Consider the following 24,484-nt stretch of genomic DNA (forward strand, 5'->3'; position numbering starts at 1 on the left):
TGGCCCCGAAGCTACCGTCATCCGACATAACGCGGGCGGAGGTCCCGGAGGTTCCATCCCCCTTTACTTTCTTTACCCGGGGTCGGCACGGCGGCGCCCGCCGCTCAGGGGCCCGCTGTTTAAAGAGGTGACGAGAGGGGCGCGGACACGGGACCATAGGGGCATGCCCGGGCCTCCTCATGTCATCCGTGGTTCGGTCTCCCTGCCGGAGGCCGAACTGATGTGGCGTTTCTCGCGCTCCTCGGGGCCCGGCGGCCAGCACGTCAACACCAGCGACTCCCAGGTGGAGCTGCGCTTCGACCTGGCCGGGACGGACGCCCTGCCGCCCGTCTGGAAGGAGCGCGCGCTGGACCGGCTCGCGAGCCGGCTGGTGGGCGGCGTGATCACCGTACGCGCGTCGGAGCACCGCTCCCAGTGGCGCAACCGCGAGACGGCCTCGGTACGGCTCGCCGCCCTGCTGGCCGAGGCGACGGCCCCGCCGCCGCGCCCCCGCCGCAAGACGAAGATCCCGCGCGGGATCAACGAGCGCAGGCTGCGCGAGAAGAAGCAGCGCGGGCAGACGAAGCGCGGGCGCACCGGCCGCGACTGGTAGACGCCGTACGGAGACCTCGGAGCGCCCGCACGGGCTCCGGCACGTGCGCCGGCGGGCCTTACTCCGGCGGGCCTCAGCCCTGGCCGAACACGGGCTCCGACGCTCCGGCGGGCCTCAGCCCTGGCTCAACTGGCGGTAGCGGCCCTTGAAGTACGTCAGCGGACCGGCCTCCCCGCCCGGCAGATCCGCCGTCAGCACCCGCCCGATCACCAGCGTGTGGTCGCCGGCCTCGACCCGCTGCTCCGTACGGCACTCCAGCGTCGCCAGCGCGCCCTCCACCAACGGCGCGCCGCTCACCGTGCCCCGCCGGTACGGCAGGTCCTGGAAGAGCAGCCGGTCGCTGATCCGCCCCTTCATCGCGAACCGGCCCGCGATGTGCCGCTGGTTCTCCGAGAGCAAGGACGCCGCCCACAGCGGCTGTTCGGCGAGCAGGTCGTCCATCCGGGAGCCGCCCCGGACACTGACCAGGACCAGCGGCGGGTCCAGCGAGACCGAGAGGAAGGCCGTCGCCGTCATGCCGGCGTCCTCGCCGCGCGGTCCGTCCGCGCTCAGGGCCGGTTCATGCGCCGTCACCAGCACCACACCCGCGGCCAGCCGGGCGAGGGCCGCGCGGAACTCGTCGTCGCTCACCCCCTCAGCATGGGGGACGGTTTCGGTACGGGGGGCGGGACTCGTCTGGGACACGGGGGAGACGCTAGTCTCGTCGGTCCCGCGCCCGCATCGGGCCAAGGGACCAGCCAGGTCCTAGGACCACGCCAGGACCCCGCTCCGACCGGCCCCCGGCCGGGACTTGCGTTCCGCAAAGGCGCGGGAGCGCTTCCACCAGGCGTTCTCCCTCTCCAGGGCCGTGTGACTTGAGACACAGAGCGAGGTAATTGTTGACCCTGTGTACCTGGCGAACAGCTCGCTGTGATTCAGTTGCGAGGACAGTGCCACACAAGCGCCGATGAGAATCCTGGAGTTGCTGTCGAGGTCTCGGGGAGAGCGAGCAATGGAGACCGAGTCGGAGCCGTATGTCCGCCTTGCGACCCTGCGGCAGTTGCACGAGGCCGTCGCAGAGCTCAACACCGCCCGCAGTCTGGCGGACACCCTGCAGACCGTCGCCGACGGCGTCGTCACGGGGCTCGGCTATGAACTCGCGTGTGTGAATGTCGTCCAGGCAGACGGCGATCTCGTCGTCGCCGCCTTCGCGGGGAGCGCCGCCGCCGAGGCCCTGATCACCGGCCGGGTCGGCTCCCGTATCTCCTGGGAGCGCCGGCTCTCCATGGGGGAGACCTGGGGTGACCTGCGGTTCATACCGCACACCGAGGGCTGGGTACTGCTGGAGGACGACGTACCGCAGTGGTACACCGAAGGCCCCGAGCCCCGCTTCGAGGACGAGTGGCACCCCGCAGACCGCCTCTACGCCCCGATGTACTCGGCGGCGCGCAAGGACCCGCCGGCGCACGCCGCCGGGCGCGGCGGCGAACTCCTCGGCGTGATATCCGTCGACCGGCCGCGCGGCGGCAGGCGTCCGGGCCCCTGGGGGCAGGAAGCGCTCCAGATGTACGCGTCCCAGGCGGCCATTGCGATCAGTAACGCCCGGCTCCGAGCAAACATGCAGCGCGCCCTCGTCCGGCTGGAACGGGAACAGCAGGCGCTCCGGGCCAGTGAGGAATCCTTCCGCCAGGCCTTCGAGTACGCGCCCAGCGGCATGGCCATCGCCGAGATGGGCGGCGACCAGCACGGCAAACTGCTGCGCACCAATGACGCGCTCTGCCGCCTCCTGGGCCGCCCCGCCGCCGTGATGCGCCGCCACTCCTTCTCCGACCTCGTCCACCCCGAGGACATCGGCACGCTGCTGCGCACCTCCGCCGAGGGGGGCCGCGCCGAACTGCGCCTCGCGCGCCGCGACGGCACGTATGTCTGGGTCTCGCTGCGCAACTCCGTCGTGGCGGACACGGCGGACGGCCCCCGCTTCCTCCTCACCCACGTCGAGGACATCGAGGAGCGCAAGAGCCGCGAACTCCAGCTCGCCCACCGCGCCTCCCACGACTCCCTCACCGGCCTGCCCAACAGCGCGGAGCTGCGCTCCCGCCTCAGCGCCCGGCTCTGTTCGCGCCCGTTCGCCACGCGGGAGAAGACCGCCGTCGAGGCCCTGGACGCGGCGTACGGGGGGTACGAGGGCACGGTCCTGTACGAGCCCGGCTACGACACGTACGGCGGCTACGCGGGCACCCACAACACCGGCGGCCCGGGCGGCCCGGGTGACGCCTACCCCGTCCACGACGGCTACGAGGAGCAGGCGGGCCGGCGTGGCGGCGTACGCGACGGGGGCGTCCCGCCACCCGGCACCGGCCCCTTCGACCACCACGTCCATCTGGTCGCGCCCGCCGAGGGCGAGGCGGACGACGGCACCAAGGGGCTCGCGGTCCTCTTCTGCGACCTCGACGGGTTCAAGTCCATCAACGACCGCTTCGGCCACAACACCGGTGACGAGGTGCTGATCGAGGTCGCGCGCCGGCTCACCACCGGCGTACGCGACGGCGACACGGTGGCCCGGCTCGGCGGTGACGAGTTCGTCGTCCTCGCCGACGGCCTCGGCTCGGCGGACGCCGCCGACCTCGCCGTACGGCTGCGGAACGCGATCATCCCGCCGATCAGGGTCGACGGCAGGGCCGTCCGGGTCGGCGCCAGCTTCGGCATCAGCTGGGCGAGCTGCGGCATGTCCGTCGAGGAGGTCCTGCAATCCGCCGACCAGCGGATGTACGTCGAGAAGCGCTCCCGCAAGCAGGTACAGCGGCGGGCGGGGTAGCGGGGTAGCGGGGTGGCGGGGCGGCATCCCGGGAGGCGGCTCGGGATGCGGACCGAAACCGGTGGCAGACGCGTTTCCCGGGGTACACGGGGGACAGGGCGGCATACCTGCGGCCGGGAGGCGTGGCCGTTCGGGACCGGGCTGGGACATGTCCGCGATCGATTGTTCACCCAAGGGCCACAGACTGGCAGTCACCCGTCAAGACCCGTCCGTAGTCTTGCCCGCACGAGGTAGGCTCGGCCGGTCGGCGACGCTGGCGAGACGGTAAGGAGTGACCACCGATGACGGCCGGGAACAACGGCGCGAACAAGCCCGAGGACGACGACCCGTTCGGCTACCTGTACGAAGACGGACAGGCAGCGGCGGGCGCCGGTCAGCGGCGCCAGGGCGGTTACGGCTACCCGGGCCCGGCCACCCAGCCGGGCGTCCCCAGGACGTCGTACAACCAGGTCAGGACGGTCGGCGAGCGCCAGTACGGCCAGCAGGCGGTGCCGCCGCAGCAGGCGGCCTACGGCCAGCAGCAGGCATACGGTCAGGCTCCGCACAGCCAGCAGGCGCCCCCGGAGCAGTACGGCTCCACCACCGCCACGGTCCCCGCCCAGCGCGGCGGCGGACGCCGCGGCGGCGGCGGCCCGAACACCCGGGGCCTGCTGATCGGCGCGATCGCCGTGGTCGCGGTCGTGGTGATCGGCATCACAGCGGCGCTGCTCTCCAGCGGCGACGACAAGGACGGGAACGACGCACAGTCGTCGGACCCGGGGACGTCGGTCGGACAGTCGACGGACCCGAGCCCGTCCGCCTCCGACAAGGAGAAGGGCAACGGCGGTGACTCGTCCGCGGACGGCATCGAACTGCCCAAGCAGGACGCGGCCACCCTCAAGCTGGGCCCGCCCGCGGCACTCGCCACGGACATCGAGGGGGCCGAGGGCACCAACGGCTCGTATGTGACCGGCTTCAACACGGTCGGCGCCTCGGTGACCTGGACCGCCGACATCAAGGAAGCCGGCAGCTACGCGCTGTCCGTGCGCTACGCCATCCCGGCCAAGGACGCGAACGCCACGCTGACCGTCAACGGCAAGGCGAACAACTCTCCCCTCGGCCTGAAGAACTTCATCAACTCCGACGACCCGGATCTGTCGAAGAACTGGCAGACCACCTGGGCGCCGGTCGACCTCCAGGCGGGCAAGAACACCCTCAAGATCTCCTGCGAGCAGGGCAACCAGTGCGACGCCATCCTCGACTGGCTTGAGGTCACGCCCCCGAAGAGCTGACCGTCACGTCCGCGAAGCCTCCGCGGCGCTGACGACCCGCAGGAACCCCACCACCGTCCCGGCCATCGCCTCACGAGCCGGGACGAGGTATCTCCGGGGGTCGACCGTCGCCGGATGCCCGGCGAGATGGGCCCGTACCGCCTCCGTATACGCCGTGTTGAGCGCCGTGCCGACATTGACCTTGACCATGCCCGCGGCGACCGCCCGGCGGATCTCCTCGTCCGGGACGCCCGAGGAGCCGTGCAGGACCAGCGGTACGGGGACGGCCTCGCGCAGCGCGGCGACCAGCGTGTGGTCGAGGGCGGCCGTGCGGCGGGTCATCGCGTGGGACGAACCGACGGCGACGGCCAGCGCGTCGACGCCTGTCTCGGCGACGAAGACCGCCGCCTCGGCCGGGTCCGTCCGTACGCCGGGCGCGTGCGCGTCCAGCGCGCGTCCGCCGCCGTCCCCGGGGGTGCCGTCGCCCTCCTTGCCGCCCACCGCGCCCAGCTCCGCCTCGATCCAGACGCCGTGGTCATGGCCCCACCGCACCGCCTCGGCGGTCGCCTTCAGGTTCTCCGCGTACGGCAGCTTCGACGCGTCGAACATCACCGAGCTGAACCCCTCGGCCGGTGCGGCGCGCAGCAGTTCGGCGGACTCGACGTGGTCGAGGTGGAGCGCGAGCGGTACGGCGGCGGCGCGGGCCACGGCGGCGGTGGCGGCGGCCACGGCGGTGAGCCGGCCGCCGTGGAACCGCACGGCGTTCTCCGATATCTGGAGGATCGCCGGGACCCCGGCCCGCTCGGCGCCCTCCGCGATCGCCTCCGCGTGTTCCAGGGTGATCACGTTGAAGGCGGCGATGCCGTGGCCCCGGGCGGCGGCGGCCGAGACGAGTTCAGCGGTGGTGACGAGTGGCATGTGGTCCCCTGTTCTCCGGCTCGTTCCGGCTCATTCGGGCTCGCGCCCTCCGGTGCCCGTCACCGTGACGCGCGGCAGCAGCTCCGCGTACCCCCGCGCGTCGAACTCGCCCGCCGCCGGGGCCAGCACCGTCGCCGTCGACAGCGCGACCGCGCGGGAGAGCCTGGCGGGCCACGGCAGGCGCTCGACGAGCCCCGAGAGCAGCCCGGCCACCGCCGAGTCGCCCGCGCCCGTCGGATTGCCCCGTACGGTGTCCGGCGGCGCCGCACGCCACACGCCGTCCGGGGTGACCGCGAGGAGCCCGTCGGGGCCGAGCGAGGCGACCACCGCGTGCGCGCCGCGCCGCCGGGCGTCCTGGGTGGCGCGCTCCGGCTCGCGGGAGCCGGTGAGGCGGGCGAGTTCGTCGGCGTTCGGCTTGACGAGGTCGGGGCGGGCGGCGACGCCCCGGCGCAGCGGTTCGCCGCTGGTGTCGAGGAGGACCGGGACCCCGGCGGCGCGTGCGCGCCGGATCAGCTCGGCGTACGCGCCGACGTGGATGCCGGGCGGCAGGCTGCCGCAGAGCGCCACGGCCTCGGCACCGGTGCGCAGCAGCCGGTCGTAGTGGGAGAGGAAGCCGGTCCACTCGGCGGCGGAGACGACCGGGCCGGGCTCGTTGAGCTGGGTGGTGTCGCCGGTCGAGGCGTCCACGACGGCGATGGTGCGCCGGGTGGCCCCGGCGATCGGCAGCAGCGCGTCGACCGGACGGGCGGCGGGTGAGGGGCCGCTCCGGTCGGCGGGCCGGCCGCTGCCGCCCAGCAGCTCCCGCAGTACGTCGCCGGTCCGGCCGCCCGCGAACCCGGTCACCACCGTCCGGTGCCCCAGCGCGGACAGCACCCGTGCGACGTTCACGCCCTTGCCGCCGGGGCGTTCGACGACCTCGCTGACGCGGTGGGTGGTGTGCGGGACGAGCGCGGGCGTGCGGTACGTGATGTCCAGGGCGGCGTTGAGGGTGACCGTCAGGATCATCCATCCCCCTGCCTGGTACGCGGTCGCGTGGTGGATCGCCGGGTCGTCCCGGTCGTCCCGGTCGTCCGGTCGTCCAAAGGCCGTCGTCGGGCGCCGGAGCGCCAGAGCGCCGGAGCGATCATGTCAAAAAGAAAGCGGTTGGCCCAGCCCCCGGACCGACCGCTTCCGTACCCGCGCCGCCGGGTCAGCCGACGCGGGGGTCGATCACCCATTCGCCCTTGTGCAGCACGCCCTTGAGGGCGAAGTCCGCGTCCAGCACCACCGCGTCGGCGTCCTTGCCCGGCTCCAGCGAGCCGATCCTGTCGTACGCGCCGAGCAGCTTCGCCGGGTTCGCGGAGATCGCCCGGACGATGTCCTCCACCGGCAGCCGGTCCACCGTCGCCGCCCGCCGGAACGCGGTGTCCTGCGTCAGCGTCGAGCCCGCGATCGAGCCGCCGTCCACCAGCCGGGCGACCCCGTCCGTCACCTCGACGGCGAGCGGGCCGAGCTGGTAGCGCCCGTCGCCGAAGCCCGCCGCGTCCATCGCGTCCGTCACGAACGCGACGCGGTCCGCGCCCGCGCGGTGGAACGCCAGTTCCAGGGCGGCCGGGTGCAGATGCGTACCGTCGTTGATCAGCTCGACGGTGACCCGCTCGTCCTCCAGCAGCGCGGCGATCGGCCCGGGCGCCCGGTGGCCGAGCGGCGGCATCGCGTTGAAGAGGTGCGTGGCGACGGTCGCGCCCGCGGCGATGGCCTCGACGGTCTGCTCGTACGTGGCGTCCGTGTGGCCGATCGCGGCGATCACGCCGTGCTCCGCGAGCAGCCGTACGGAGTCGATGCCGCCCGGGAGTTCGGTGGCGAGCGTGACCATCCTGGCCGTGCCGCGCGCCGCGTCGATCAGCTTGCGCACCTCGGCCGGGTCGGGGTCGCGCAGCAGCGCCTCGCTGTGGGCGCCCTTGCGGCAGGGGGAGATGAAGGGGCCCTCGAAGTGGATCCCGGCGAGGTCGCCCTGCTCGACCAGTTCGGACAGGAGCCCGGCGCGCTGGGCGAGGAAGTCCATCTCGCCGGTGACGGCGGAGGCGACGAGCGTGGTGGTGCCGTGCTCGCGGTGCGTGCGGATGCCCTTGAGCACGTCGTCCACGGAACCGGAGGTGAAGGAGGCACCGCCGCCGCCGTGGTTGTGGAGGTCGACGAAGCCGGGGACGAGCCAGTGGCCCGTCAGGTCCAGCGTGGCGGCGTCCGCCGGGGCGTGGCCCGCGATCCGGCCGCCCTGGACGATCACCCGCCCGCCGTCCACGGTCCCGGTGGGCAGCACCACCCGGGCGCCGGTGAGGACGGTGGGTTCGGCGCGTACGGCGGATGTGTCGCGAGCGGCCATCAGGCGGTTACCTCCGGGGCGAGTGACGGGGTGTCGGACGGTCCCGCGTGCGGGGCAGAGGCGGGGGAGGTGGAGGGGGACGAGGGAGGGGCAGGGGCGGCGCCGGTGGGAGGCGAGGTCCCCGCGGCGCCGGCGGCGTCCACCAGGTCCCAGGCGAGCAGCCCCGCCCCCAGACAGCCCGCCGTGTCGCCGAGCGCCGCGGGGACGATCTCGGGGAGCCTCTGGAACGTGATCCGCTCCGCCACCGCGCGGCGCAGCGGCGTGAACAGGGTGTCCCCGGCCTCGGCGAGCCCGCCGCCGATGATCAGGGTGCGCGGGTCCAGCAGGGTGAGCGCGGTGACCAGGCCCGCGGCGAGTGCGTCGACCGCGTCGTGCCACACCCGTACCGCCGCCGGGTCGCCGGAGTCGACGGCCTTCGCGCAGTCCGCGGCGTCCGCCTCCGGGTCGCCGCTCGCCGTCCGCCACGCGCGGGTCACCGCGGCGGCGGACGCCAGGGTCTCCAGACAGCCGCGCTGGCCGCAGCCGCACGCGGGGCCGTCCGGGCGCACCACGACATGGCCGATCTCGCCCGCCGAGCCGTGCGCGCCCGCCTCTATGGCGCCGTCGATGCCGATGGCCCCGGCGATCCCGGTGCCCAGCGGTACGAACAGGAAGCGGTCCGCGCCCCGGCCCGCGCCGAGCCGCCCCTCCGCGAGGCCGCCGGTGCGTACGTCGTGCCCCAGCGCCACCGGTACGCCGCCGAGGCGCGCCCCGAGCAGGTCCCGCAGCGGCAGGTCGCGCCAGCCCAGGTTCGCGGCGTACCGGGCGATCCCGCGCTCGGCGTCGACGATGCCGGGTACGGCGACCCCGGCTGCCACCGCGCTCCCCCCGAAGTGCTCGGCGCCGTACGCGCGCAGCTCCGCGGCGAAGGCGAGGATGGTCTCGACGACGGCGTCGGGGCCGCGCTCCCTGCCGGTCGCGCGCCGCGCCTCGTACAGCAGCGCGCCGTCCGCGCCGACGAGGGCGGCCTTCATCCCGGTGCCGCCCACATCCAGGGCGATGACGTGTCTGGCCTGCCTGTCGGATCTCACGGGGACAGTCTCGCGTGTGAACCCGTGAAAGGTCTAGTCCACTACGCCCGATGCCTGCGGGTCGCGCCCCTGGTGGCCCCGGATTGTTGTCGCCCCATACAAAAGAACAGAACATTCACGCGGTGTGCACCGGGGATATCGGGCGTTGCGGAAGCGCAACCGCCGCCCGGTAGACCTCAAACCTTTGTATGGGGGAAAATCGCTTGCTCGATACCCGACTGATCCGAAACCGGCAGTCGGCGACAGTGCGTCACGGGGGACCGGTCGGGGGCCTTACGCGCAACAACAAGAAACAGCAAAGGCGGGGAACGGACCTGTGCGACCTGTACGAGAGCGCCATCAGGGATATCGCGGTCGCCGGGCCGCGGTGGCGGCGGCCGCCGCATTCGGTATGACGGTGACGCTGGCGGGGTGCGCGGGCGCCTCGGGCAGCGGAGATGTCACGCTCAGGGTGGTCGCCGCGGAGTACGGCACCAACTCCGAGGACAGTTCCCGGAATTACTGGGAGTCCGTGGCGAGTTCCTTCCAGGCGGACAATCCCGGAATCAAGATCGACATAAACATCCGGCCGTGGAAGACGATCGACTCCGATGTCGCGCGGATGGTCGAGGAGGGCAAGGCCCCCGACATCGCGCAAGTCGGTTCGTACTCCCACTACGCCAAGGACGACAAGCTCTACGCGGCCGACGATCTGCTCTCCGTACCCACCCAGGCGAACTTCCTCGACCAGCTCTCCGAGGCCGGCGAGGTCAACCGTATTCAGTACGGGATGCCGTTCATCGCCTCCACCCGGCTGCTCTTCTACAACAAGGAGCTCTTCGCGTCGGCCGGGGTGAGCGCCCCGAAGGACTGGGACGACATCAAGTCCGCCGCCGAGGCGCTCAAGGCGGACGGCGTGACGACCCCGTTCGCGCTGCCGCTCGGCACCGAGGAGGCGCAGGGCGAGGCGCTGATGTGGCTGCTGAGCGGCGGGGGCGGCGTCACGGACAACGCCGACGGCTCGTACAGCATCGACTCGCCGGCGAACGTCGCCACCTTCACCTGGCTCCGGAAGAACCTCGTCGGCGCGGGGCTGACCGGCCCGGTCGCGCCCGGGAAGCTGGACCGGGCCACCGCGTTCAAGGCGTTCACCAGCGGCCAGGTCGGCATGCTCAACGGCCATCCCACGCTGATGAAGGACGCGGTGAAGCGGGGCATCAAGGTCGGCATGGTGCCGCTGCCCGCCGAGGACGGCCCGGCGAAGTCGTCGGTCGGTGTCGCCGACTGGGTCATGGCGTTCAAGCAGAACGGCCACCGCGAGGAGATCGGCTCGTTCCTGGACTACGCGTACGAGGACAGGAACGTGCTCAGCTTCGCCGGCCAGTACGACCTGCTGCCGGTCACCTACAGCGCCAACGAGGCGATGCTCGCCGACCCGGAGCACCAGGACGTGAAGACGTTCCTGACGGCGCTGCCCGAGTCGGAGCTGTTCCCGTACGGTAAGAACTCGTGGTCGCAGGTGAGCGAGAGCTTCAAGAAGAACATCGGCAGGGCGGTCGAGCGCGGTCAGAGCCCGGGGGCGGTACTGGGGCAGATAGCCAGGGACGCGTCGGCGGCGGAGGCGTCCGAGTAGCGTGTCACTGATATGACCACGCCCGCCCCTGACCCCGACCCGGCCCCTGCCCCTGACCCCGATCCTGCCCCTGACGCCGACCCGCTCCCTGACCCCGATCCGGCCGCCGTTCCCGCCCCCGCTCCCGATGCTTCCGAGTCCGGGGCGGCCCCGGGCCTGTCCGGGCGGGACCGCGCCGTACTGGCCCTGGAGCGGCGCGGCTGGCCGGGCCCCGGCGCCAAGGAGCGGGAGATCCGCGAGCGCCTGGGCCTCTCGCCGACGCGCTACTACCAGCTCCTGAACGCCCTGCTGGACGACCCGAGGGCGGCGGAGCACGACGCGGTGACGGTGAACCGGCTCCGCAGGGTCAGGGCCGCGCGCCGCGACCTCCGCTGACCGCGGGAGCGGGCCGGGGCCGAAGACGCGGCCCCGGTTCTTGCCCGTACGGCGGTTGACGTGGATAAGGTCGGACCATGGGCAGCCACGCGTACTCCCTGCCGGAACCGACCACCACCGCCGGAGCCGACGGCCTGGCCGCGCTTCTCGCCCGGCCCGGCGGCGCCGTCGTCGCGCTCGACTTCGACGGCACCCTCGCCGAGATCGTCCCCGACCCCGAACAGGCCCGCGCCCACGCGCGCGCGCTCCCCGCCCTCGCCGCCCTCGCCCCGCGCGTCGCCTCCGTCGCGGTGGTCACGGGGCGCCCCGCCGGGGTCGCCGTACGGTACGGCGGCTTCGCCGGTGTGCCCGGCCTGGAACACCTGGTCGTCCTCGGCCACTACGGCGCCGAACGCTGGGACGCCGTCTCCGGTACGGTCCACGCCCCCGCCCCGCACGAGGGCGTCGCGGCCGTCCGCGCCGAACTCCCCGGCTTCCTCGAACAGTTCGGCGCCTGGCGTGGCACCTGGATCGAGGAGAAGGGCCGGGCGGTCGCCGTTCACACCCGCCGCGCCACCGACCCGCAGGCCGCCTTCGAGGCGCTGCGCGACCCCCTCGCCGCCCTCGCCGCACGCCACGGCCTGATCGTCGAACCGGGCCGCATGGTCCTGGAACTGCGCCCGCCGGGCGTCGACAAGGGCGTGGCGCTGTTGGAGTACGTCCGCGAGATCGACGCCGAGACGGTCCTCTACGCGGGCGACGACCTGGGCGACCTGCCGGCCTACGCGGCGGTGGAGAAACTCCGCTCCGACGGCCACCCGGGCCTGCTGATCGCCAGCGGCACCGAAGTCCCCGAACTCTCCGAACGAGCCGACCTCGTCCTCCCGGGCCCGGCGGCCCTGGCGGACTTCCTGGCGGCGCTGGCGCGCACGGCCGCCCCGTAGGGCCTCGGGCCCTGAGCCCTCGGCCCCCTGGACGAGCTCAGCCCCGCAGCGCCTCCAACTGGTCCAGGAACCACCGCTGCGGCGGCAGCGCCGTCGCAGCGGCGGCCAGGCGCTTGGCGCGGTCCGTGCGGTCGGCCGGGGGCATCGTCAGGGCCTCGTGGAGGGCGGCGGCCGTCGCGTTGATGTCGTACGGGTTGACCACCAGCGCGTCCTCGCCCAGCTCCGCGTACGCGCCCGCCTCCCGTGACAGCACCAGCGCGCAGGCGCGCTCGGAGAGGACCGGGATCTCCTTCGCGACCAGGTTCATGCCGTCGCGGATGGGGTTGACCAGCGCCACGTCGGCCAGCCGGTACGCGGCCAGGGAGCGGGCGAAGTCGTCCTTGACGTGGAGGACGACCGGGGTCCAGCCGGGGGTGCCCAGCTCCGTGTTGATCGCGTCGGCGACCCGCTGGACCTCCTCCGTGTAGGCGCGGTAGATGGCCAGGTCCTGCCGGGACGGGTACGCGAAGGCCACATGGACGACGCGCTCGCGCCAGTGCGGATGGTCGAGCAGGAGCTGCCGGTAGGAGAGCAGGCCCCGGACGATGTTCTTGGAGAGCTCCGTACGGTCCACCCGGACGATCGTCCTGCGGTCGGCCCCGTCCGGTGCGACCCCGATCTGCTCGCGCAGGGCCGCCATCCGCTCGGCCACGTCCGGGCGGTGCGCGCGCTCGCGCAGGAAGTCGCCGTCGGCGCCCAGGCCGTGGACCGCGAGATACGTCCGGCCGCCGGAGGGGCCGTTCTCGTGCGCGTACGTGAGATGGCGCCCGCCGTCCCCTGCCGCGTCCTGCGGCCAGTGCGCCGTCAGGCCCCGGTCCGCCAGCACCGAGCGGGCGCACTCCTTGAACGCCTCCGCCCACCGCCAGGTCAGGAAGCCCAGCCGGTCGGCGCCGAGCATGCCCAGCAGCAGCCGCTCCGCGATGTCGTCGGGCAGCAGCCTGAAGTACTCCGCGGGCGCCCACGGCGTGTGCGAGAAGTGCCCGATCCTGAGGTCGGGGCGGAGCGCCCGCAGCATCCCGGGGACGAGCGCCAGGTGATAGTCCTGCACCAGGACCGCCGCGCCCTCGGCCGCCTCCTGCGCCAGCGCCTCGGCGAAGGCGCGGTTGTACGTCTCGTACGCGGCCCACCGCTCACGGAACTCCGGGCCGAAGGACGGCTCCAGCGGGGTCTGGTAGAGCATGTGGTGGACAAACCAGAGGGTCGAGTTGGCGATGTCGTTGTACGCGGCGGCGTACACCTCGGGGTCGATGCCCAGCATCCGTACCCGCTGCCCGCCCGTGTCGGCCGGGTCGAGGCGGCCCTCCGTACGCCGTACGGCCTCCCGGTCGCCCTCGCCGAGCGCCGCGCACACCCAGACGGCGTCTTCTCCGGAGCCGTCGGCCCCGATGGCCGACAGGCCCGACACCAGTCCGCCGCCGCCGCGCCTGGCCTCCAGCGTGCCGTCGTCGCGCCGCGTGTACGAGACGGGGCCGCGGTTGGACGCCACCAGGACGCGGGCCGGCGCGGGGCTGACGGACTGCTCGGTAACCATGTCGCGAAACCTAGCCCGTCGCGGAAACGCTCAAACGTACGGTGCGTGTGACGTCGGGGACGCGTCCGCTCAGTCGCGCCGCCCGCGCGCCGCGGCCAGCGCGACCACCCCGGCGCCCGTCAGCGCGAACGCCATCCCGCCCAGCAGCCACAGCCGCTCGGCCGTCGACCCGGCCTGCGCCAGCACCCGCGTGAACTCCGAAGCCCTCGAAATCGCCAGATTCATGCCCATGGGGCAGCAATGTAGGCAACCGGTGCGATGATCCGACGTTACGCCGCGCGTCCGGCCGTGTACTCCGCGATCTCCCGCATCGGCGGACGTTCCTCCGTGTCCACCGCGTGCGTCCGCGGCGTGAAACCGTCCTCGCCCCGCTCGAACTGCGTGAGCCGCGGCCGTACGAGATGGCCCCGCTGGAGCCGGAGCTGCGCCGTACGGTAGATCGCCGCGGCCATCCGCCCCAGCGCCCGGTCGTCCTGGTGGCGGTGGAGCCTTACCCCCACGTCCACCTGGGCCAGCGCGTCCAGCCCCACCGTGTGCAGCGCGTCCACCAGCAGGCCCAGCTCCACGCCGTACCCCACGGGGAACGGCAGCCGCTCCAGCAGCGCACGGCGCGCCGCGTACTCCCCGCCCAGCGGCTGGACGAAGCCGGCCAGCCTCGGCCAGTGCAGATTGAGCAGCGGGCGCGCCACCAGCTCCGTCACCCGCCCGCCCTGGCCGGCCTCCCCCTCCGTACCACCGCCCAGCGGGCGGTCGTACATCGCCTTCACGAACTGCACCTCCGGCTCGGTGAGCAGCGGGCCCACGATCCCGGAGACGAAATCCGGCGAGAACTCCCGCAGATCCGCGTCCACGAAGCACACGATGTCGCCGCTCGTCACCAGCAGCGACCGCCACAGCACCTCGCCCTTGCCGGGCAGCGCGGGCAGCCGCGGCAGGATCGTGTCCCGGTGCACCACCCGCGCGCCCGCCGCCGCCGCGACCTCGCCCGTACGGTCGGTGGAGCCGGAGTCGATCACCACCAGCTCGTCGACGAGCCGCACCCGCTCCATCAGCTCCCGCCGCACGACGGAGACGATCGCGCCGACCGTCGCCTCCTCGTCCAGCGCCGGCAGGACCACGCTGACCGTGCTGCCGCGCGCCGCTTTCGCCGCCAGGAGCCGGTCGAGCGTACGGTCCCCCGCCGACCAGGAACGCCTGGTCAGCCAGTGCTCCACCTCTTCCAGCACGTTCGGTACTCCCTGCGCGATCCTTGGCCTGTGCGGTCATCCGCGGGCCGGCGCCGGGTCCCCGTGCGCCATGACGTGATCCATCTCGCGGTGCGGACGACTATCTCAACCCTCCACACCTTCGGTTACAGTCTTGAACAACACGAATGACCACCGCATGCCGGGGTCATCACGTGAACAAACGCACCGGACCCAGGCTCCGGCGCCATAGCGCTCATCCAGAGGGACAGAGGGAACGGCCCGTTGAAGTCCCGGCAACCCTCCCGCCGACCGCGAGGTCACGGTGGGGAAGGTGCCAATTCCGTCTCGTGGCGAAGTACGTCGCGAGGAAGATGAGGAGAAAGGGCCTCGCCACCATGGCTGTGCAGACCGTCCGAAGCGGTACGAACGAGACCGTCGACCTCGGCCCCGCCGCCGCACTCTCGTGCCGCGAATGCGGAGAGCGCTTCGACCTCGGCCCCCTCTTCGCCTGCGCGAGCTGTTTCGGGCCGCTCGAAGTCGCGTACGACCTGCCGAGCGGCAGCCCCGAAGAGCTGAAGAAGCGCATCGCCGAAGGCCCGGACAACATCTGGCGGTACGCGCCGCTGCTGCCCGTCCCCGCCGACGTCGCCTCGAAGCCCAGCATCAACCCCGGTTTCACGAAGCTGGTCAAGGCCGACAACCTCGCCCGTGAACTGGGGATCACCGGCTCGCTCCACATCAAGGACGACTCCGGTAACCCGACGCACTCCTTCAAGGACCGCGTCGTCGCCATCGCCGTCGAGGCCGCCCGCGCCTTCGGCTTCACCACCCTCTCCTGCTCCTCCACCGGCAACCTCGCCGGCGCCGTCGGCGCCGCCGCGGCCCGCGCCGGCTTCCGCTCCTGCGTGTTCATCCCGCACGACCTGGAGCAGGGCAAGGTCGTCATGGCCGCGGTGTACGGCGGTGACCTGGTCGGCATCGAGGGCAACTACGACGACGTCAACCGTTTCTGCTCCGAGCTCATCGGCGACCCGCTGGGCGAGGGCTGGGGCTTCGTCAACGTCAACCTGCGGCCGTACTACGGAGAGGGCTCCAAGACCCTCGCGTACGAGATCTGCGAACAGCTCGGCTGGCGGCTGCCGGACCAGATCGTCATCCCGATCGCCTCGGGGTCGCAGCTCACGAAGATCGACAAGGGGCTCCAGGAGCTGATCAAGCTCGGCCTCGTCGAGGACCGCCCCTACAAGATCTTCGGCGCCCAGGCCGAGGGCTGCTCGCCGGTCTCCACCGCCTTCAAGGCCGGGCACGACGTCGTACGGCCGCAGAAGCCGGACACCATCGCCAAGTCCCTGGCGATCGGCAACCCCGCCGACGGCCCGTACGTCCTGGACATCGCCCGGCGCACCGGCGGCGCGGTGGAGGACGTCGACGACGCGCAGATCGTCGACGCGATCAAGCTGCTGGCGCGCACCGAGGGCATCTTCGCGGAGACCGCGGGCGGGGTGACGGTCGGCGTGACGAAGAAGCTCATCGAGGCGGGCGTGCTCGACCCGTCCCTCACCACCGTCGTCCTCAACACCGGTGACGGGCTCAAGACGCTGGACGCCGTGGCGCCGACGACCGGCCCGACGGCGACGATCCGCCCGAGCCTCGACGCGTTCCGCGCCGCGGGCCTCGCCACGAGCTGACCACCGACACCGAGAAAGGCTTCCCACGATGAGCGTCAAGGTCCGTATCCCCACCATCCTCCGCACCTACACCGGTGGCCAGGCCGAGGTTCCGGCGGAGGGCGCCACCCTCTCCGAGGTCATCCAGTCGCTGGAGACGAACCACCCGGGCATCGCCGGCCGCGTCCTGGACGACCAGGGCAAGCTGCGCCGCTTCGTCAACGTGTACGTGAACGACGACGACGTCCGTTTTGAGCAGGGTCTGGAGACCGCCACCCCGGCGGGCGCGGGCATCTCGATCATTCCGGCGGTCGCCGGGGGCTGACGCGCTCGGTAACGGACACGGTCCCCTCCGCGAGAGAAGCGGAGGGGACCGTTCTACATGGTTGAGCACGGTAGAGTGTGGGAACGCCCCGCCGTCGCCCGCTCCGTACGCGAGCGAGAACGCGACAAGATGAGGGTAAAGTCCTGGAGCCTTTTGCGGCGTATGTACGCTTTGCCCGGCCCGACTTGTCCCGGAACGCAGTGGATTCAGCACTATGCGTGTTCGGCCACGCCCAGAATTCTCGTCCGATTGACCTGTTGCAGAGGGCAGTTGGGCAGATACATTCAGCCGCGGTCGACGCGTTCCGGCGCGAAGTGTGGCCCCGTGCAAGGGCCAGTAATAGGGGAGTTGGCATGGCTCAGGGCACCGTCAAGTGGTTCAACGCGGAGAAGGGCTACGGCTTCATCGCGGTCGACGGTGGTGCGGATGTATTCGTCCACTACAGCGCGATCCAGATGGACGGTTACCGCACCCTTGAAGAAGGTCAGCGAGTGGAGTTCGAGATCTCGCAGGGCCAGAAGGGTCCGCAGGCGGACATGGTCAAGCTCGCCGTCTGATCCCGGCGCGATCGGCCACCGACGCACTCAGGTACTCGGTACGGATTCCGCATCGCACTCACGCATGAGGGGCCCGCATCCCGGACAGGGATGCGGGCCCCTCATGCGTGAGCCCTCGGCGACGCCCCGCGGGCGACGAGCCGGAGGCGCTTGCACTCTCGGGGGTCGAGTGCTAATTATTGCGTTAGCACTCTGCAAGTGAGAGTGACAACTTGGGACCGGGTCGGTGAGGCCCGAAGAGCCGGCGGGGCAAGGAACCGCCGACTCTCAGGCCGTCCGTCGCGGGCGCCAGCGCGGTCCGGAGAAATCCTTCCCCAAGCTCTCAACTGCGTTCGAGCAGGGGAGACCCCATACGTCCGGGAGGACCACTTCACATGGCCAAGATCATCGCGTTCGACGAGGAGGCACGGCGCGGTCTCGAGCGCGGGATGAACCAGCTCGCCGACGCCGTCAAGGTCACCCTTGGTCCCAAGGGCCGCAACGTCGTCCTCGAGAAGAAGTGGGGCGCCCCCACGATCACCAACGATGGTGTGTCCATCGCCAAGGAGATCGAGCTCGAGGACCCGTACGAGAAGATCGGCGCCGAGCTGGTCAAGGAAGTCGCCAAGAAGACGGACGACGTCGCCGGTGACGGTACGACCACCGCGACCGTCCTCGCCCAGGCGCTCGTCCGTGAGGGCCTGCGCAACGTGGCGGCCGGCGCCAACCCGATGGCCCTCAAGCGCGGCATCGAGAAGGCCGTCGAGGCCGTCTCCGGCGCCCTGCTGGAGCAGGCCAAGGACGTGGAGACCAAGGAGCAGATCGCTTCGACGGCCTCCATCTCCGCCGCCGACACCCAGATCGGCGAGCTCATCGCCGAGGCGATGGACAAGGTCGGCAAGGAAGGCGTCATCACCGTCGAGGAGTCGCAGACCTTCGGTCTGGAGCTTGAGCTCACCGAGGGCATGCGCTTCGACAAGGGCTACATCTCGGCGTACTTCGCCACGGACATGGAGCGTATGGAGGCGTCGCTCGACGACCCGTACATCCTGATCGCCAACTCCAAGATCGGCAGTGTGAAGGACCTCCTTCCCCTGCTGGAGAAGGTCATCCAGTCCGGCAAGCCGCTGCTGATCATCGCCGAGGACGTCGAGGGCGAGGCCCTGTCGACCCTGGTCGTCAACAAGCTCAAGGGCACCTTCAAGTCCGTCGCCGTCAAGGCCCCGGGCTTCGGTGACCGCCGCAAGGCGATGCTGAACGACATCGCCATCCTCACCGGCGGCACGGTCATCTCCGAGGAGGTCGGCCTCAAGCTGGAGAACGCCGGTCTCGACCTGCTCGGCCGCGCCCGCAACGTCGTCATCACCAAGGACGAGACGACCATCGTCGACGGTGGCGGCGACAGCGACCAGGTCGCGGGCCGGGTCAGCCAGATCCGTGCCGAGATCGAGAACAGCGACTCGGACTACGACCGCGAGAAGCTCCAGGAGCGCCTGGCGAAGCTGGCCGGCGGCGTGGCCGTCATCAAGGCCGGTGCCGCGACCGAGGTCGAGCTCAAGGAGCGCAAGCACCGCATCGAGGACGCGGTGCGCAACGCCAAGGCCGCCGTCGAGGAGGGCATCGTCGCCGGTGGTGGCGTGGCTCTGCTCCAGGCTTCCTCGGTCTTCGAGAAGCTTGAGCTGACGGGCGACGAGGCGACCGGCGCGCAGGCCGTCAAGCTCGCGCTGGAGGCTCCGCTCAAGCAGATCGCCGTCAACGGTGGTCTTGAGGGCGGCGTCGTCGTGGAGAAGGTCCGCAACCTGACGGTCGGTCACGGCCTGAACGCCGCGACCGGCGAGTACGTCGACATGATCGCCGAGGGCATCATCGACCCGGCGAAGGTCACGCGCTCCGCTCTCCAGAACGCCGCGTCCATCGCCGCGCTGTTCCTCACCACCGAGGCCGTCATCGCCGACAAGCCGGAGAAGGCCGGCGCGGCCCCGGCCGGCGGCGGCATGCCGGGCGGTGACATGGACTTCTGATCGACCTGAGGCCGCCCGGACGCCCGCCGCGTCCCGTCGGCCGGTTGATCGACCGTCCTGAACGGGGGCGGCACCCCTTCTTCGAGCTTCGGCTCGGGAAGGGGTGCCGCCCCCGGGCTTTTTCCGGGCGTACGTCAACGGACGTCAGCGGGTGTAGTCCTTGAGCTTCTCGGTCTCCAGGGTGATGCCCACGGGAGCGGGGAGCTTGACCGTCTCTCCGTACCGGTATGTGTGACGGCTCATGTACGCGCCCTGCCGCGGGTCCGTGTAGACCACCAGTTCTTCGGCATCCCGGTCGATGAGCAGATAGAGGGGGATGCCGGCACCGGCGTAACCGTCACGCTTCTCCCTGCGATCGCGGCGCGCGGTGTCGCGATCGTGAGAAGTGACCTCCAAGGTCATGAGGACACCGTCGGTCGGAGCCCACTCGCCCTGTCCCGCGAAGTGGTCGAGTGGCGTCAGGGCGCCGTCCGGACGGGCGGCCGAAGTCCTCGGCGGTACGGGGCTGTTGACCGGCGGTCGAACGCCTGTCGTAGCCGGTGGGCGCCATCGGGTGAGATGCGGTGGAAGCGGGCGGGGCGGCGTGCGGCGGGCACCGCTCGGCACTAGGCTGGCTGACAGCCATGGAGATCCGGCGCTCCTTCTGAAGAATTTGCCGTTGATCTGGTGGTCAGGCCCTCGCGATGGTGCTCGTAACACCGGCGGGGGCCGTTCCACGTTCTGAGGGCACGCTGAAGCGTCGCCACTCTCTGTAGCAGACCGAACACAAACGGTCATCAGGTCATCAGGGTTGAAGTGACGGGAGGGGGCCCACCACCCGATCCTTGAAAAAACCGCTCCGATCTCAATTCTTGAGCTTCGGGCCGTAAGGATGCGCCGGGCCCATGACATCTATGGGGTGTGGAGACCTTGAAGACCGGGAGCGACCGGGACCGCGCCGCGCGGTTCACCGCCTTGTACATCCGTGACCACCCGCGGGTGTCCGCCTTCGTGCACCGGAGGTCGGGGGACCGGGCGGCGGCCGAGGAGCTGACCGCCGAGGTCTTCCGTACGGCCTGGGAGCGCATGACGGACGGCCAGGAGGTCGGCACGGGCTGGCTGTTCGGCACCGCGCGGAATCTGCTGAACAACCACTACCGCTCGATGGAGCGGCTGACGGAGCTGCACCGGCGGATCGGCGACGAGTTGGGCCGTACGCCCGCCTCCGGCCCGCACGAAGCCGTTCTCGACGCGCTCGACCGGCTGCCGTCCCACCACCGCGAGGTGCTGCTGCTCAGCTACTGGGACGGGCTGAGCGCCGCCGAGACCGGTCAGGCGCTGGGTTGTTCGGCGCCTGCCGTGTGGGTCCGGCTGCACCGGGCCCGCAAAGCGTTCCGTGATGTGTACGACCTGCCCGAGGAGTCAGTGTGATGCGCGTGAAGTCGATGATCCGGAACGCCAATCCGGTACCCGCCCCGGATCCCGGGGAGCTGTCACCGCGTGCGGCGGCCGAACTGGCCGCCCTGGTGGGGCCCGTGGACGAGGGCGCGCGGCCGGTCCGTACGGTGGCTGCCCGCCGGTCGCCCCGGCGCGGCTTCCTGACGACCGTCGTCGCGTGCGGGGCCGCCGCCGTCATCGGCGGCGCCACCCTCTTCCTGCTCCCGGACGATGCGGCGGGCCCCGGCGAGGGCCCGGGCGCCGGACCGGGTGGCGGAGCCGTCGCCGACGAGCCGTACTTCGGGACCACCGCCCGGTTGGAAGGCGTCGCGACCGTGATCGTACGGGCGAAGCTCGGCGCCGGGCGGGAGGAGAACGCCGACGACATCAGGACGACCGTCGCGACGGCGGACGTGGTGGCGACCGCCAAGGGCGAGACCCCGGGCGACTCGATCGAGGTCTCGTACACCACCCCGGGCTCCGGGCCCGAGACGGCCGGGCTCACGGCGGGCAAGGAGTACGTCCTGCTGCTGGAGGAGAGCGGCGACGGGGGGTACGTCCTGGTGAACACCACGCAGGGCTGGTACGGCGTGGGCGGCGACGGCCGGCGGGCGGTCGCCGGGAACGACAACGACGTGGCCCTGAGCCCCGGGGTCCTCAAGGCGCTCCGGCTCGCGGAGTAGAGCGGTGGGGAGTGGGGCGGTGGAACAACGGCGGGGTGTCACGGAGGGCATTGTCCTCCGTGACACCCCACCCGGGTTCGGCTCCGGTGCGGTACGTGACCGTCTACCTGGCGCTGAGCCGCCGCGTCCGGTCGGCGAGCCGGCTGACCGTGCCCGCGTGGTCGAAGCCGCCGCCCGAAACGGCCTTGACCGCACCGCCGGACCCCACGGTGTAGAGCGCCTGCTCCGGGTTGAGCAGGTCGTACGGGTTGGCGGTGCCGTTGTCGGCGAGCATCAGTACGTACTCGGTGCCGCCCCCGGCGAGCGTCGTGGTGTCCCGCTCCTTGTACGTGACGCCCTTGTACGTACCGCCGAGCTGGCTGACCTCGACGGTGTCCCCGACTGCGGCGTCCCCGGCGAGCACCTGGGAGACCTTCACCGTGGAGACGGTGACGACCACCGGGTCGGCCTCCGCCTCGGCCTCGGCCCGCGCGATCTCCTTCGGGGAGAGACCCGCCTGCGGGTTGGTGGCCGGGTCGCCGCCCGCCGATGTCTCGGGCAGCATGGGCTCGACCCGGGAGCCGACCACGGTGCCCTTGACGACGAGGTCGGACTCCTCGATGACCGCGTCGAGCGAGTCGTAGGCGGGGTAGTCCGCGTGGTACGCCACGACGTCCGCCGAGGATCCGGCCCCGGATCCGGCCGCGGATCCGGAGCCGTTCGCGGATCCGCCGTCCGAGGAGCAGCCGACGACGCCGAACGCGGCGAGGGCCGCGGCGCCGGTGACGAGAAGGTTCCGGGTCACTATCACGAGTAGATCCTCTTCACCTCGGACTTGTCGTACGCCAGCGGCTTCTGCACCGTCGCACGATTACGGCTGTGCTTCATGAGTGACGCTTTGCTGGTATTCGGGTTGTCGTCGAGGCTCAGCGCGTGCCCGAGTTCGTGCGTGGTGGTGCTGCGAACCCATTGGTCGTACTTCGAACCGGCATCCCGGTCGAGGGTCCTGGCATTTACCTGGATCTTGAATACCCGATTGGCACGAGAGCCGGACGGCGCGTAAACCCCGTACCAACTCGCGCTGTAGCGGCCCGCCGTGAACGAGGCCTTCGCAGTGGACTTCCGGCCGATCTTCGCCTTTACCCCGGCGTCGTTCCAGTTCTTGCGGCCGGTGTCGAAGTACTTGACCCACTCGTTGTTGATGCCGACGGTCTTGACGTTGAACGACCGCTTCGGCATGCCTCCGCTGTAGTACGTGGCCTGCGCGGATGTCGATCCGGCCAGCGTGCCGGCGACGGCCAGCGCGGTGCAGGAAGTGAGCACGAGCGATGCGCGTGCGAATCTCCGATTCAATTTTTTCCCCGTGAATTGGGCATGCGGCAGCGCGATGCCGCGCGCATGCACGATCGAGAATGAGGACGCGGATATATGTCACGCATCCCTCATGAGCTGAACTTCCCCTTTCGCTCCCCCGGTTGGCTCCCCCGTCGGTCAGCTCACCCGACACATCCGACCCTATGGCCCGTCAGGTCCCGTCGTCAAAGGATATCGACCGCCAAATTCACGTAATAAACAGGGGAGTTGGCTCCGCATGTAAAGAACCACCGGGCGCGTGAGGCGGTTCCGAGGCGCCCGTATGATCACAGCTGTTCGGTATTCCGGCGGCCTCTTTGCGGGGCCGCCACCGGAGAACCTGGGGGGTTCTGATGCGCACAAGAGCGTTCACCACGGCGGCCGTCTGCGCGGCCGCACTGCTCGGTGTCGGCGGTGTGACACCGGTCGCCGCCGCCGACCGTACGGGCCCGGTGGGGGGAGCCGGGGCGGACTTCAACGGCGACGGCTACCCGGACCTCGCCATCGGCGCGCACACCGCGACCGTCGACGGCGTGCGGCGGGCCGGCGTCGTCACCGTCGCGTACGGCTCGGCCACCGGTCCGAGGTACGACACGGCCTCCGTCATCAGCCAGGCCACGCCCGGCGTCCCCGGCGACCCCGCCGAGGACGGTACGTGGCGCGCGGTGAGCGCCCACGGGGACCTCGACGGTGACGGCTACGACGACCTGGTCGTCAACTGGGCGGAGCGGAACACCGTGCTCTGGGGGAGCGCCGCGGGCCTCACCGGCGGGGGCACCGCGGGCGGGGGCACCACCGTCACCCCCGGCACCTACCGGGCCCACGACCCGAAGGTCCTCGGCGGCACCGTCGGCGTGGGCGACGTCAACGGCGACGGGGTCGACGACTTCATCACGCGCGGCCACAACGGCACCGCGTACGGACTCTCCGTACGGCTCGGCCCGCTCGACCGTACGACGGGCGCGTCGGCCGGTGTCTGGTTCCGCGACACCGGTTCCCTGGACAAGCTGGGGACCTCCGTCGTCCATGTGGGCGATCTGACCGGCGACGGGATCGACGACATCGTCGTCAGCGGCGGCGTCGTCCTCGGCAACGGAACGCCCGGGGGTGTGGTGCTGAAGGGCTCCGCCACCGGCCTCGCCAAGGGCGGCGGCTTCGGCGGACCGCACGCGTACAGCACGTTCTACCCCTCGGCCTTCGGCGACCTGAACAAGGACGGCCACCAGGACCTGGTGACGGGCCACCCGGAGGACAACAGGATCTACGTGGCCTACGGCGGCCCGAACGGCATCGCCGCCACCCCGAAGGCCCGCTCCTACACCCAGGCCAGTGCCGGCGTCCCGGGACTGGACGAGGAAGGCGACCGCTTCGGCTCGGCCCTGGCCGTCGGCGACACCGACCAGGACGGCTACGACGACGTGATCATCGGCGCCTCGTACGAGACCGGCGCCGACCCGGCGACCACCACCGCCTCGGGCGCGATCACCGTGCTGCGCGGCGCCGCCGCCGGGATCACCACCGCCGGCGCGAAGTCCCTCACCCAGAACAGCAAGGGCGTCCCCAGCGCCTCGGAGAACAACGACCACTTCGGCTCGGCCCTGGCGGTGGCCGACACCGACCTGGACGGTGCCCCGGAGATCTATGTGGGCGGCAACGGCGAGGACGGCTACAAGGGCCGCGTCTGGAAGCTCCCGGCCGGCGCGTCGACCGGCGTCACCGGCGTCGGATCCACCAGCTTCCACCTGGGCACGCTGGGCGGCTCTCCGGGCGGCGGGAACTTCGGTTACCGCATGATCGGCTGACCGGATCGGCCGGGCCGTGCACGGGGGGGGGCGGACGCCCGCTCCTCGT

24 protein-coding genes and 1 riboswitch are annotated in these 24,484 nt (G+C 71.5%); of the genes, 13 read left to right on the plus strand and 11 right to left on the minus strand.

What is annotated here, in order from left to right:
- Positions 1-163 precede the first annotated feature (163 nt).
- On the plus strand, positions 164-592 hold the full coding sequence (gene arfB, locus ACIQ7D_RS16930) for an alternative ribosome rescue aminoacyl-tRNA hydrolase ArfB (RefSeq protein WP_403938180.1): 429 nt from the start codon (positions 164-166) through the stop codon (positions 590-592).
- A 114-nt stretch (positions 593-706) separates the two neighbouring features.
- On the opposite strand, the gene ACIQ7D_RS16935 is transcribed toward arfB, so the two are convergent.
- On the minus strand, positions 707-1,276 hold the full coding sequence (locus ACIQ7D_RS16935) for a flavin reductase family protein (protein WP_403938181.1): 570 nt from the start codon (positions 1,274-1,276) through the stop codon (positions 707-709).
- Positions 1,277-1,583: 307 nt separating this feature from the next.
- On the opposite strand from ACIQ7D_RS16935, the gene cdgB reads away from it, so the two are divergent.
- Complete coding sequence (cdgB, locus tag ACIQ7D_RS16940; RefSeq protein ID WP_403938182.1) at positions 1,584-3,386, plus strand: diguanylate cyclase CdgB; 1,803 nt, start codon at positions 1,584-1,586, stop codon at positions 3,384-3,386.
- Positions 3,387-3,667: 281 nt separating this feature from the next.
- Positions 3,668-4,657: a CBM35 domain-containing protein gene (locus ACIQ7D_RS16945; RefSeq protein ID WP_403938184.1), complete on the plus strand. Its 990-nt coding sequence runs from the start codon at positions 3,668-3,670 to the stop codon at positions 4,655-4,657.
- Between the two features lie 3 nt (positions 4,658-4,660).
- Here ACIQ7D_RS16945 and ACIQ7D_RS16950 read toward each other — a convergent pair whose 3' ends face one another.
- From ACIQ7D_RS16950 to ACIQ7D_RS16965, 4 genes are all read right to left on the minus strand, one after another.
- Positions 4,661-5,554, minus strand: a complete 894-nt coding sequence (locus ACIQ7D_RS16950) for a ketose-bisphosphate aldolase (RefSeq protein WP_403938186.1) — start codon at positions 5,552-5,554, stop codon at positions 4,661-4,663.
- 30 nt (positions 5,555-5,584) lie between these two features.
- A complete protein-coding gene (locus ACIQ7D_RS16955; RefSeq protein ID WP_403938188.1) occupies positions 5,585-6,559 on the minus strand; it encodes a 1-phosphofructokinase family hexose kinase in 975 nt (324 codons plus the stop codon).
- Between the two features lie 184 nt (positions 6,560-6,743).
- Entirely contained in the window at positions 6,744-7,916 is a 1,173-nt protein-coding gene (nagA, locus tag ACIQ7D_RS16960; protein WP_403938189.1) for an N-acetylglucosamine-6-phosphate deacetylase, read from the minus strand.
- Entirely contained in the window at positions 7,916-8,929 is a 1,014-nt protein-coding gene (locus ACIQ7D_RS16965; protein ID WP_403938342.1) for an ROK family protein, read from the minus strand. Before ACIQ7D_RS16965 ends, nagA begins: the two co-directional genes overlap by 1 nt.
- A 448-nt stretch (positions 8,930-9,377) precedes the next feature.
- On the opposite strand from ACIQ7D_RS16965, the gene ACIQ7D_RS16970 reads away from it, so the two are divergent.
- From ACIQ7D_RS16970 to otsB, 3 genes are all read left to right on the plus strand, one after another.
- Entirely contained in the window at positions 9,378-10,598 is a 1,221-nt protein-coding gene (locus tag ACIQ7D_RS16970; protein WP_403938343.1) for an extracellular solute-binding protein, read from the plus strand.
- Positions 10,599-10,610: 12 nt separating this feature from the next.
- A complete protein-coding gene (locus ACIQ7D_RS16975; RefSeq protein ID WP_403938191.1) occupies positions 10,611-10,973 on the plus strand; it encodes a DUF3263 domain-containing protein in 363 nt (120 codons plus the stop codon).
- Positions 10,974-11,050: 77 nt separating this feature from the next.
- A complete protein-coding gene (gene otsB, locus ACIQ7D_RS16980; RefSeq protein WP_403938193.1) occupies positions 11,051-11,896 on the plus strand; it encodes a trehalose-phosphatase in 846 nt (281 codons plus the stop codon).
- Between the two features lie 37 nt (positions 11,897-11,933).
- Here the strand turns inward: otsB and ACIQ7D_RS16985 are convergent, their stop codons facing one another.
- From ACIQ7D_RS16985 to ACIQ7D_RS16995, 3 genes are all read right to left on the minus strand, one after another.
- Positions 11,934-13,466 (minus strand): trehalose-6-phosphate synthase, encoded by a 1,533-nt coding sequence (locus tag ACIQ7D_RS16985; protein ID WP_403938195.1) that lies wholly within the window; start codon positions 13,464-13,466, stop codon positions 11,934-11,936.
- 69 nt (positions 13,467-13,535) lie between these two features.
- Positions 13,536-13,697 (minus strand): hypothetical protein, encoded by a 162-nt coding sequence (locus tag ACIQ7D_RS16990; protein WP_403938197.1) that lies wholly within the window; start codon positions 13,695-13,697, stop codon positions 13,536-13,538.
- A 38-nt stretch (positions 13,698-13,735) separates the two neighbouring features.
- Positions 13,736-14,692 carry a glucosyl-3-phosphoglycerate synthase gene (locus tag ACIQ7D_RS16995; RefSeq protein ID WP_403938199.1) on the minus strand — a complete coding sequence of 319 codons (957 nt, stop codon included), beginning with the start codon at positions 14,690-14,692 and terminating at the stop codon, positions 13,736-13,738.
- 211 nt (positions 14,693-14,903) lie between these two features.
- Positions 14,904-15,031, plus strand: a riboswitch (SAM riboswitch).
- Between the two features lie 17 nt (positions 15,032-15,048).
- On the opposite strand from ACIQ7D_RS16995, the gene thrC reads away from it, so the two are divergent.
- The 4 genes from thrC to groL all read left to right on the plus strand — a co-directional run bounded on the left by thrC (position 15,049) and on the right by groL (position 19,202).
- Entirely contained in the window at positions 15,049-16,341 is a 1,293-nt protein-coding gene (thrC, locus tag ACIQ7D_RS17000; RefSeq protein WP_403938201.1) for a threonine synthase, read from the plus strand.
- A 28-nt stretch (positions 16,342-16,369) separates the two neighbouring features.
- A complete protein-coding gene (locus tag ACIQ7D_RS17005; RefSeq protein WP_329824902.1) occupies positions 16,370-16,645 on the plus strand; it encodes a ubiquitin-like small modifier protein 1 in 276 nt (91 codons plus the stop codon).
- A 353-nt stretch (positions 16,646-16,998) separates the two neighbouring features.
- Positions 16,999-17,202 carry a cold-shock protein gene (locus tag ACIQ7D_RS17010; RefSeq protein WP_005315736.1) on the plus strand — a complete coding sequence of 68 codons (204 nt, stop codon included), beginning with the start codon at positions 16,999-17,001 and terminating at the stop codon, positions 17,200-17,202.
- Between the two features lie 374 nt (positions 17,203-17,576).
- Positions 17,577-19,202, plus strand: a complete 1,626-nt coding sequence (groL, locus tag ACIQ7D_RS17015; protein ID WP_385007689.1) for a chaperonin GroEL — start codon at positions 17,577-17,579, stop codon at positions 19,200-19,202.
- Between the two features lie 144 nt (positions 19,203-19,346).
- Here groL and ACIQ7D_RS17020 read toward each other — a convergent pair whose 3' ends face one another.
- The gene (locus ACIQ7D_RS17020) at positions 19,347-20,093 is read right to left on the minus strand and encodes a Uma2 family endonuclease (RefSeq protein WP_403938204.1); all 747 of its coding nucleotides are present in this window, start codon (positions 20,091-20,093) and stop codon (positions 19,347-19,349) included.
- Positions 20,094-20,102: 9 nt separating this feature from the next.
- Here ACIQ7D_RS17020 and ACIQ7D_RS17025 point away from each other — a divergent pair, with 9 nt between their 5' ends.
- Together ACIQ7D_RS17025 and ACIQ7D_RS17030 are read left to right on the plus strand one after the other, a co-directional pair.
- Positions 20,103-20,612, plus strand: coding sequence for an RNA polymerase sigma factor (locus tag ACIQ7D_RS17025; protein WP_403938205.1), 510 nt, complete (start codon positions 20,103-20,105; stop codon positions 20,610-20,612).
- Positions 20,612-21,301, plus strand: coding sequence for a hypothetical protein (locus ACIQ7D_RS17030; protein WP_403938207.1), 690 nt, complete (start codon positions 20,612-20,614; stop codon positions 21,299-21,301). Before ACIQ7D_RS17025 ends, ACIQ7D_RS17030 begins: the two co-directional genes overlap by 1 nt.
- Positions 21,302-21,404: 103 nt before the next feature.
- On the opposite strand, the gene ACIQ7D_RS17035 is transcribed toward ACIQ7D_RS17030, so the two are convergent.
- Both ACIQ7D_RS17035 and ACIQ7D_RS17040 read right to left on the minus strand, forming a co-directional pair.
- Positions 21,405-22,085 carry a hypothetical protein gene (locus tag ACIQ7D_RS17035; protein ID WP_403938209.1) on the minus strand — a complete coding sequence of 227 codons (681 nt, stop codon included), beginning with the start codon at positions 22,083-22,085 and terminating at the stop codon, positions 21,405-21,407.
- Positions 22,086-22,087: 2 nt separating this feature from the next.
- Positions 22,088-22,684: a hypothetical protein gene (locus ACIQ7D_RS17040; RefSeq protein WP_403938211.1), complete on the minus strand. Its 597-nt coding sequence runs from the start codon at positions 22,682-22,684 to the stop codon at positions 22,088-22,090.
- A gap of 302 nt (positions 22,685-22,986) precedes the next feature.
- On the opposite strand from ACIQ7D_RS17040, the gene ACIQ7D_RS17045 reads away from it, so the two are divergent.
- The gene (locus tag ACIQ7D_RS17045; protein ID WP_403938212.1) at positions 22,987-24,435 is read left to right on the plus strand and encodes an FG-GAP and VCBS repeat-containing protein; all 1,449 of its coding nucleotides are present in this window, start codon (positions 22,987-22,989) and stop codon (positions 24,433-24,435) included.
- Positions 24,436-24,484: the final 49 nt, after the last annotated feature.

Origin of the sequence: Streptomyces sp. NPDC096310 (assembly GCF_044763125.1) — a bacterium.
Classification (GTDB): domain Bacteria; phylum Actinomycetota; class Actinomycetes; order Streptomycetales; family Streptomycetaceae; genus Streptomyces.

Excerpts from the sequence above, each read along its gene's own strand:
- ACIQ7D_RS16975 (WP_403938191.1), top strand. The coding sequence starts at position 10,611 with ATGACCACGCCCGCCCCTGACCCCGACCCGGCCCCTGCCCCTGACCCC.
- arfB (WP_403938180.1), top strand. The coding sequence starts at position 164 with ATGCCCGGGCCTCCTCATGTCATCCGTGGTTCGGTCTCCCTGCCGGAG.
- ACIQ7D_RS17020 (WP_403938204.1), bottom strand. The coding sequence starts at position 20,093 with ATGTCATGGGCCCGGCGCATCCTTACGGCCCGAAGCTCAAGAATTGAG.
- ACIQ7D_RS17045 (WP_403938212.1), top strand. The coding sequence starts at position 22,987 with ATGCGCACAAGAGCGTTCACCACGGCGGCCGTCTGCGCGGCCGCACTG.
- ACIQ7D_RS16985 (WP_403938195.1), bottom strand. The coding sequence starts at position 13,466 with ATGGTTACCGAGCAGTCCGTCAGCCCCGCGCCGGCCCGCGTCCTGGTG.
- ACIQ7D_RS16945 (WP_403938184.1), top strand. The coding sequence starts at position 3,668 with ATGACGGCCGGGAACAACGGCGCGAACAAGCCCGAGGACGACGACCCG.
- ACIQ7D_RS17005 (WP_329824902.1), top strand. The coding sequence starts at position 16,370 with ATGAGCGTCAAGGTCCGTATCCCCACCATCCTCCGCACCTACACCGGT.
- ACIQ7D_RS16955 (WP_403938188.1), bottom strand. The coding sequence starts at position 6,559 with ATGATCCTGACGGTCACCCTCAACGCCGCCCTGGACATCACGTACCGC.
- ACIQ7D_RS16990 (WP_403938197.1), bottom strand. The coding sequence starts at position 13,697 with ATGGGCATGAATCTGGCGATTTCGAGGGCTTCGGAGTTCACGCGGGTG.
- groL (WP_385007689.1), top strand. The coding sequence starts at position 17,577 with ATGGCCAAGATCATCGCGTTCGACGAGGAGGCACGGCGCGGTCTCGAG.
- nagA (WP_403938189.1), bottom strand. The coding sequence starts at position 7,916 with ATGGCCGCTCGCGACACATCCGCCGTACGCGCCGAACCCACCGTCCTC.
- cdgB (WP_403938182.1), top strand. The coding sequence starts at position 1,584 with ATGGAGACCGAGTCGGAGCCGTATGTCCGCCTTGCGACCCTGCGGCAG.
- ACIQ7D_RS16950 (WP_403938186.1), bottom strand. The coding sequence starts at position 5,554 with ATGCCACTCGTCACCACCGCTGAACTCGTCTCGGCCGCCGCCGCCCGG.
- thrC (WP_403938201.1), top strand. The coding sequence starts at position 15,049 with ATGGCTGTGCAGACCGTCCGAAGCGGTACGAACGAGACCGTCGACCTC.
- ACIQ7D_RS16965 (WP_403938342.1), bottom strand. The coding sequence starts at position 8,929 with ATGAAGGCCGCCCTCGTCGGCGCGGACGGCGCGCTGCTGTACGAGGCG.
- ACIQ7D_RS17030 (WP_403938207.1), top strand. The coding sequence starts at position 20,612 with ATGCGCGTGAAGTCGATGATCCGGAACGCCAATCCGGTACCCGCCCCG.
- otsB (WP_403938193.1), top strand. The coding sequence starts at position 11,051 with ATGGGCAGCCACGCGTACTCCCTGCCGGAACCGACCACCACCGCCGGA.
- ACIQ7D_RS17010 (WP_005315736.1), top strand. The coding sequence starts at position 16,999 with ATGGCTCAGGGCACCGTCAAGTGGTTCAACGCGGAGAAGGGCTACGGC.
- ACIQ7D_RS16970 (WP_403938343.1), top strand. The coding sequence starts at position 9,378 with ATGACGGTGACGCTGGCGGGGTGCGCGGGCGCCTCGGGCAGCGGAGAT.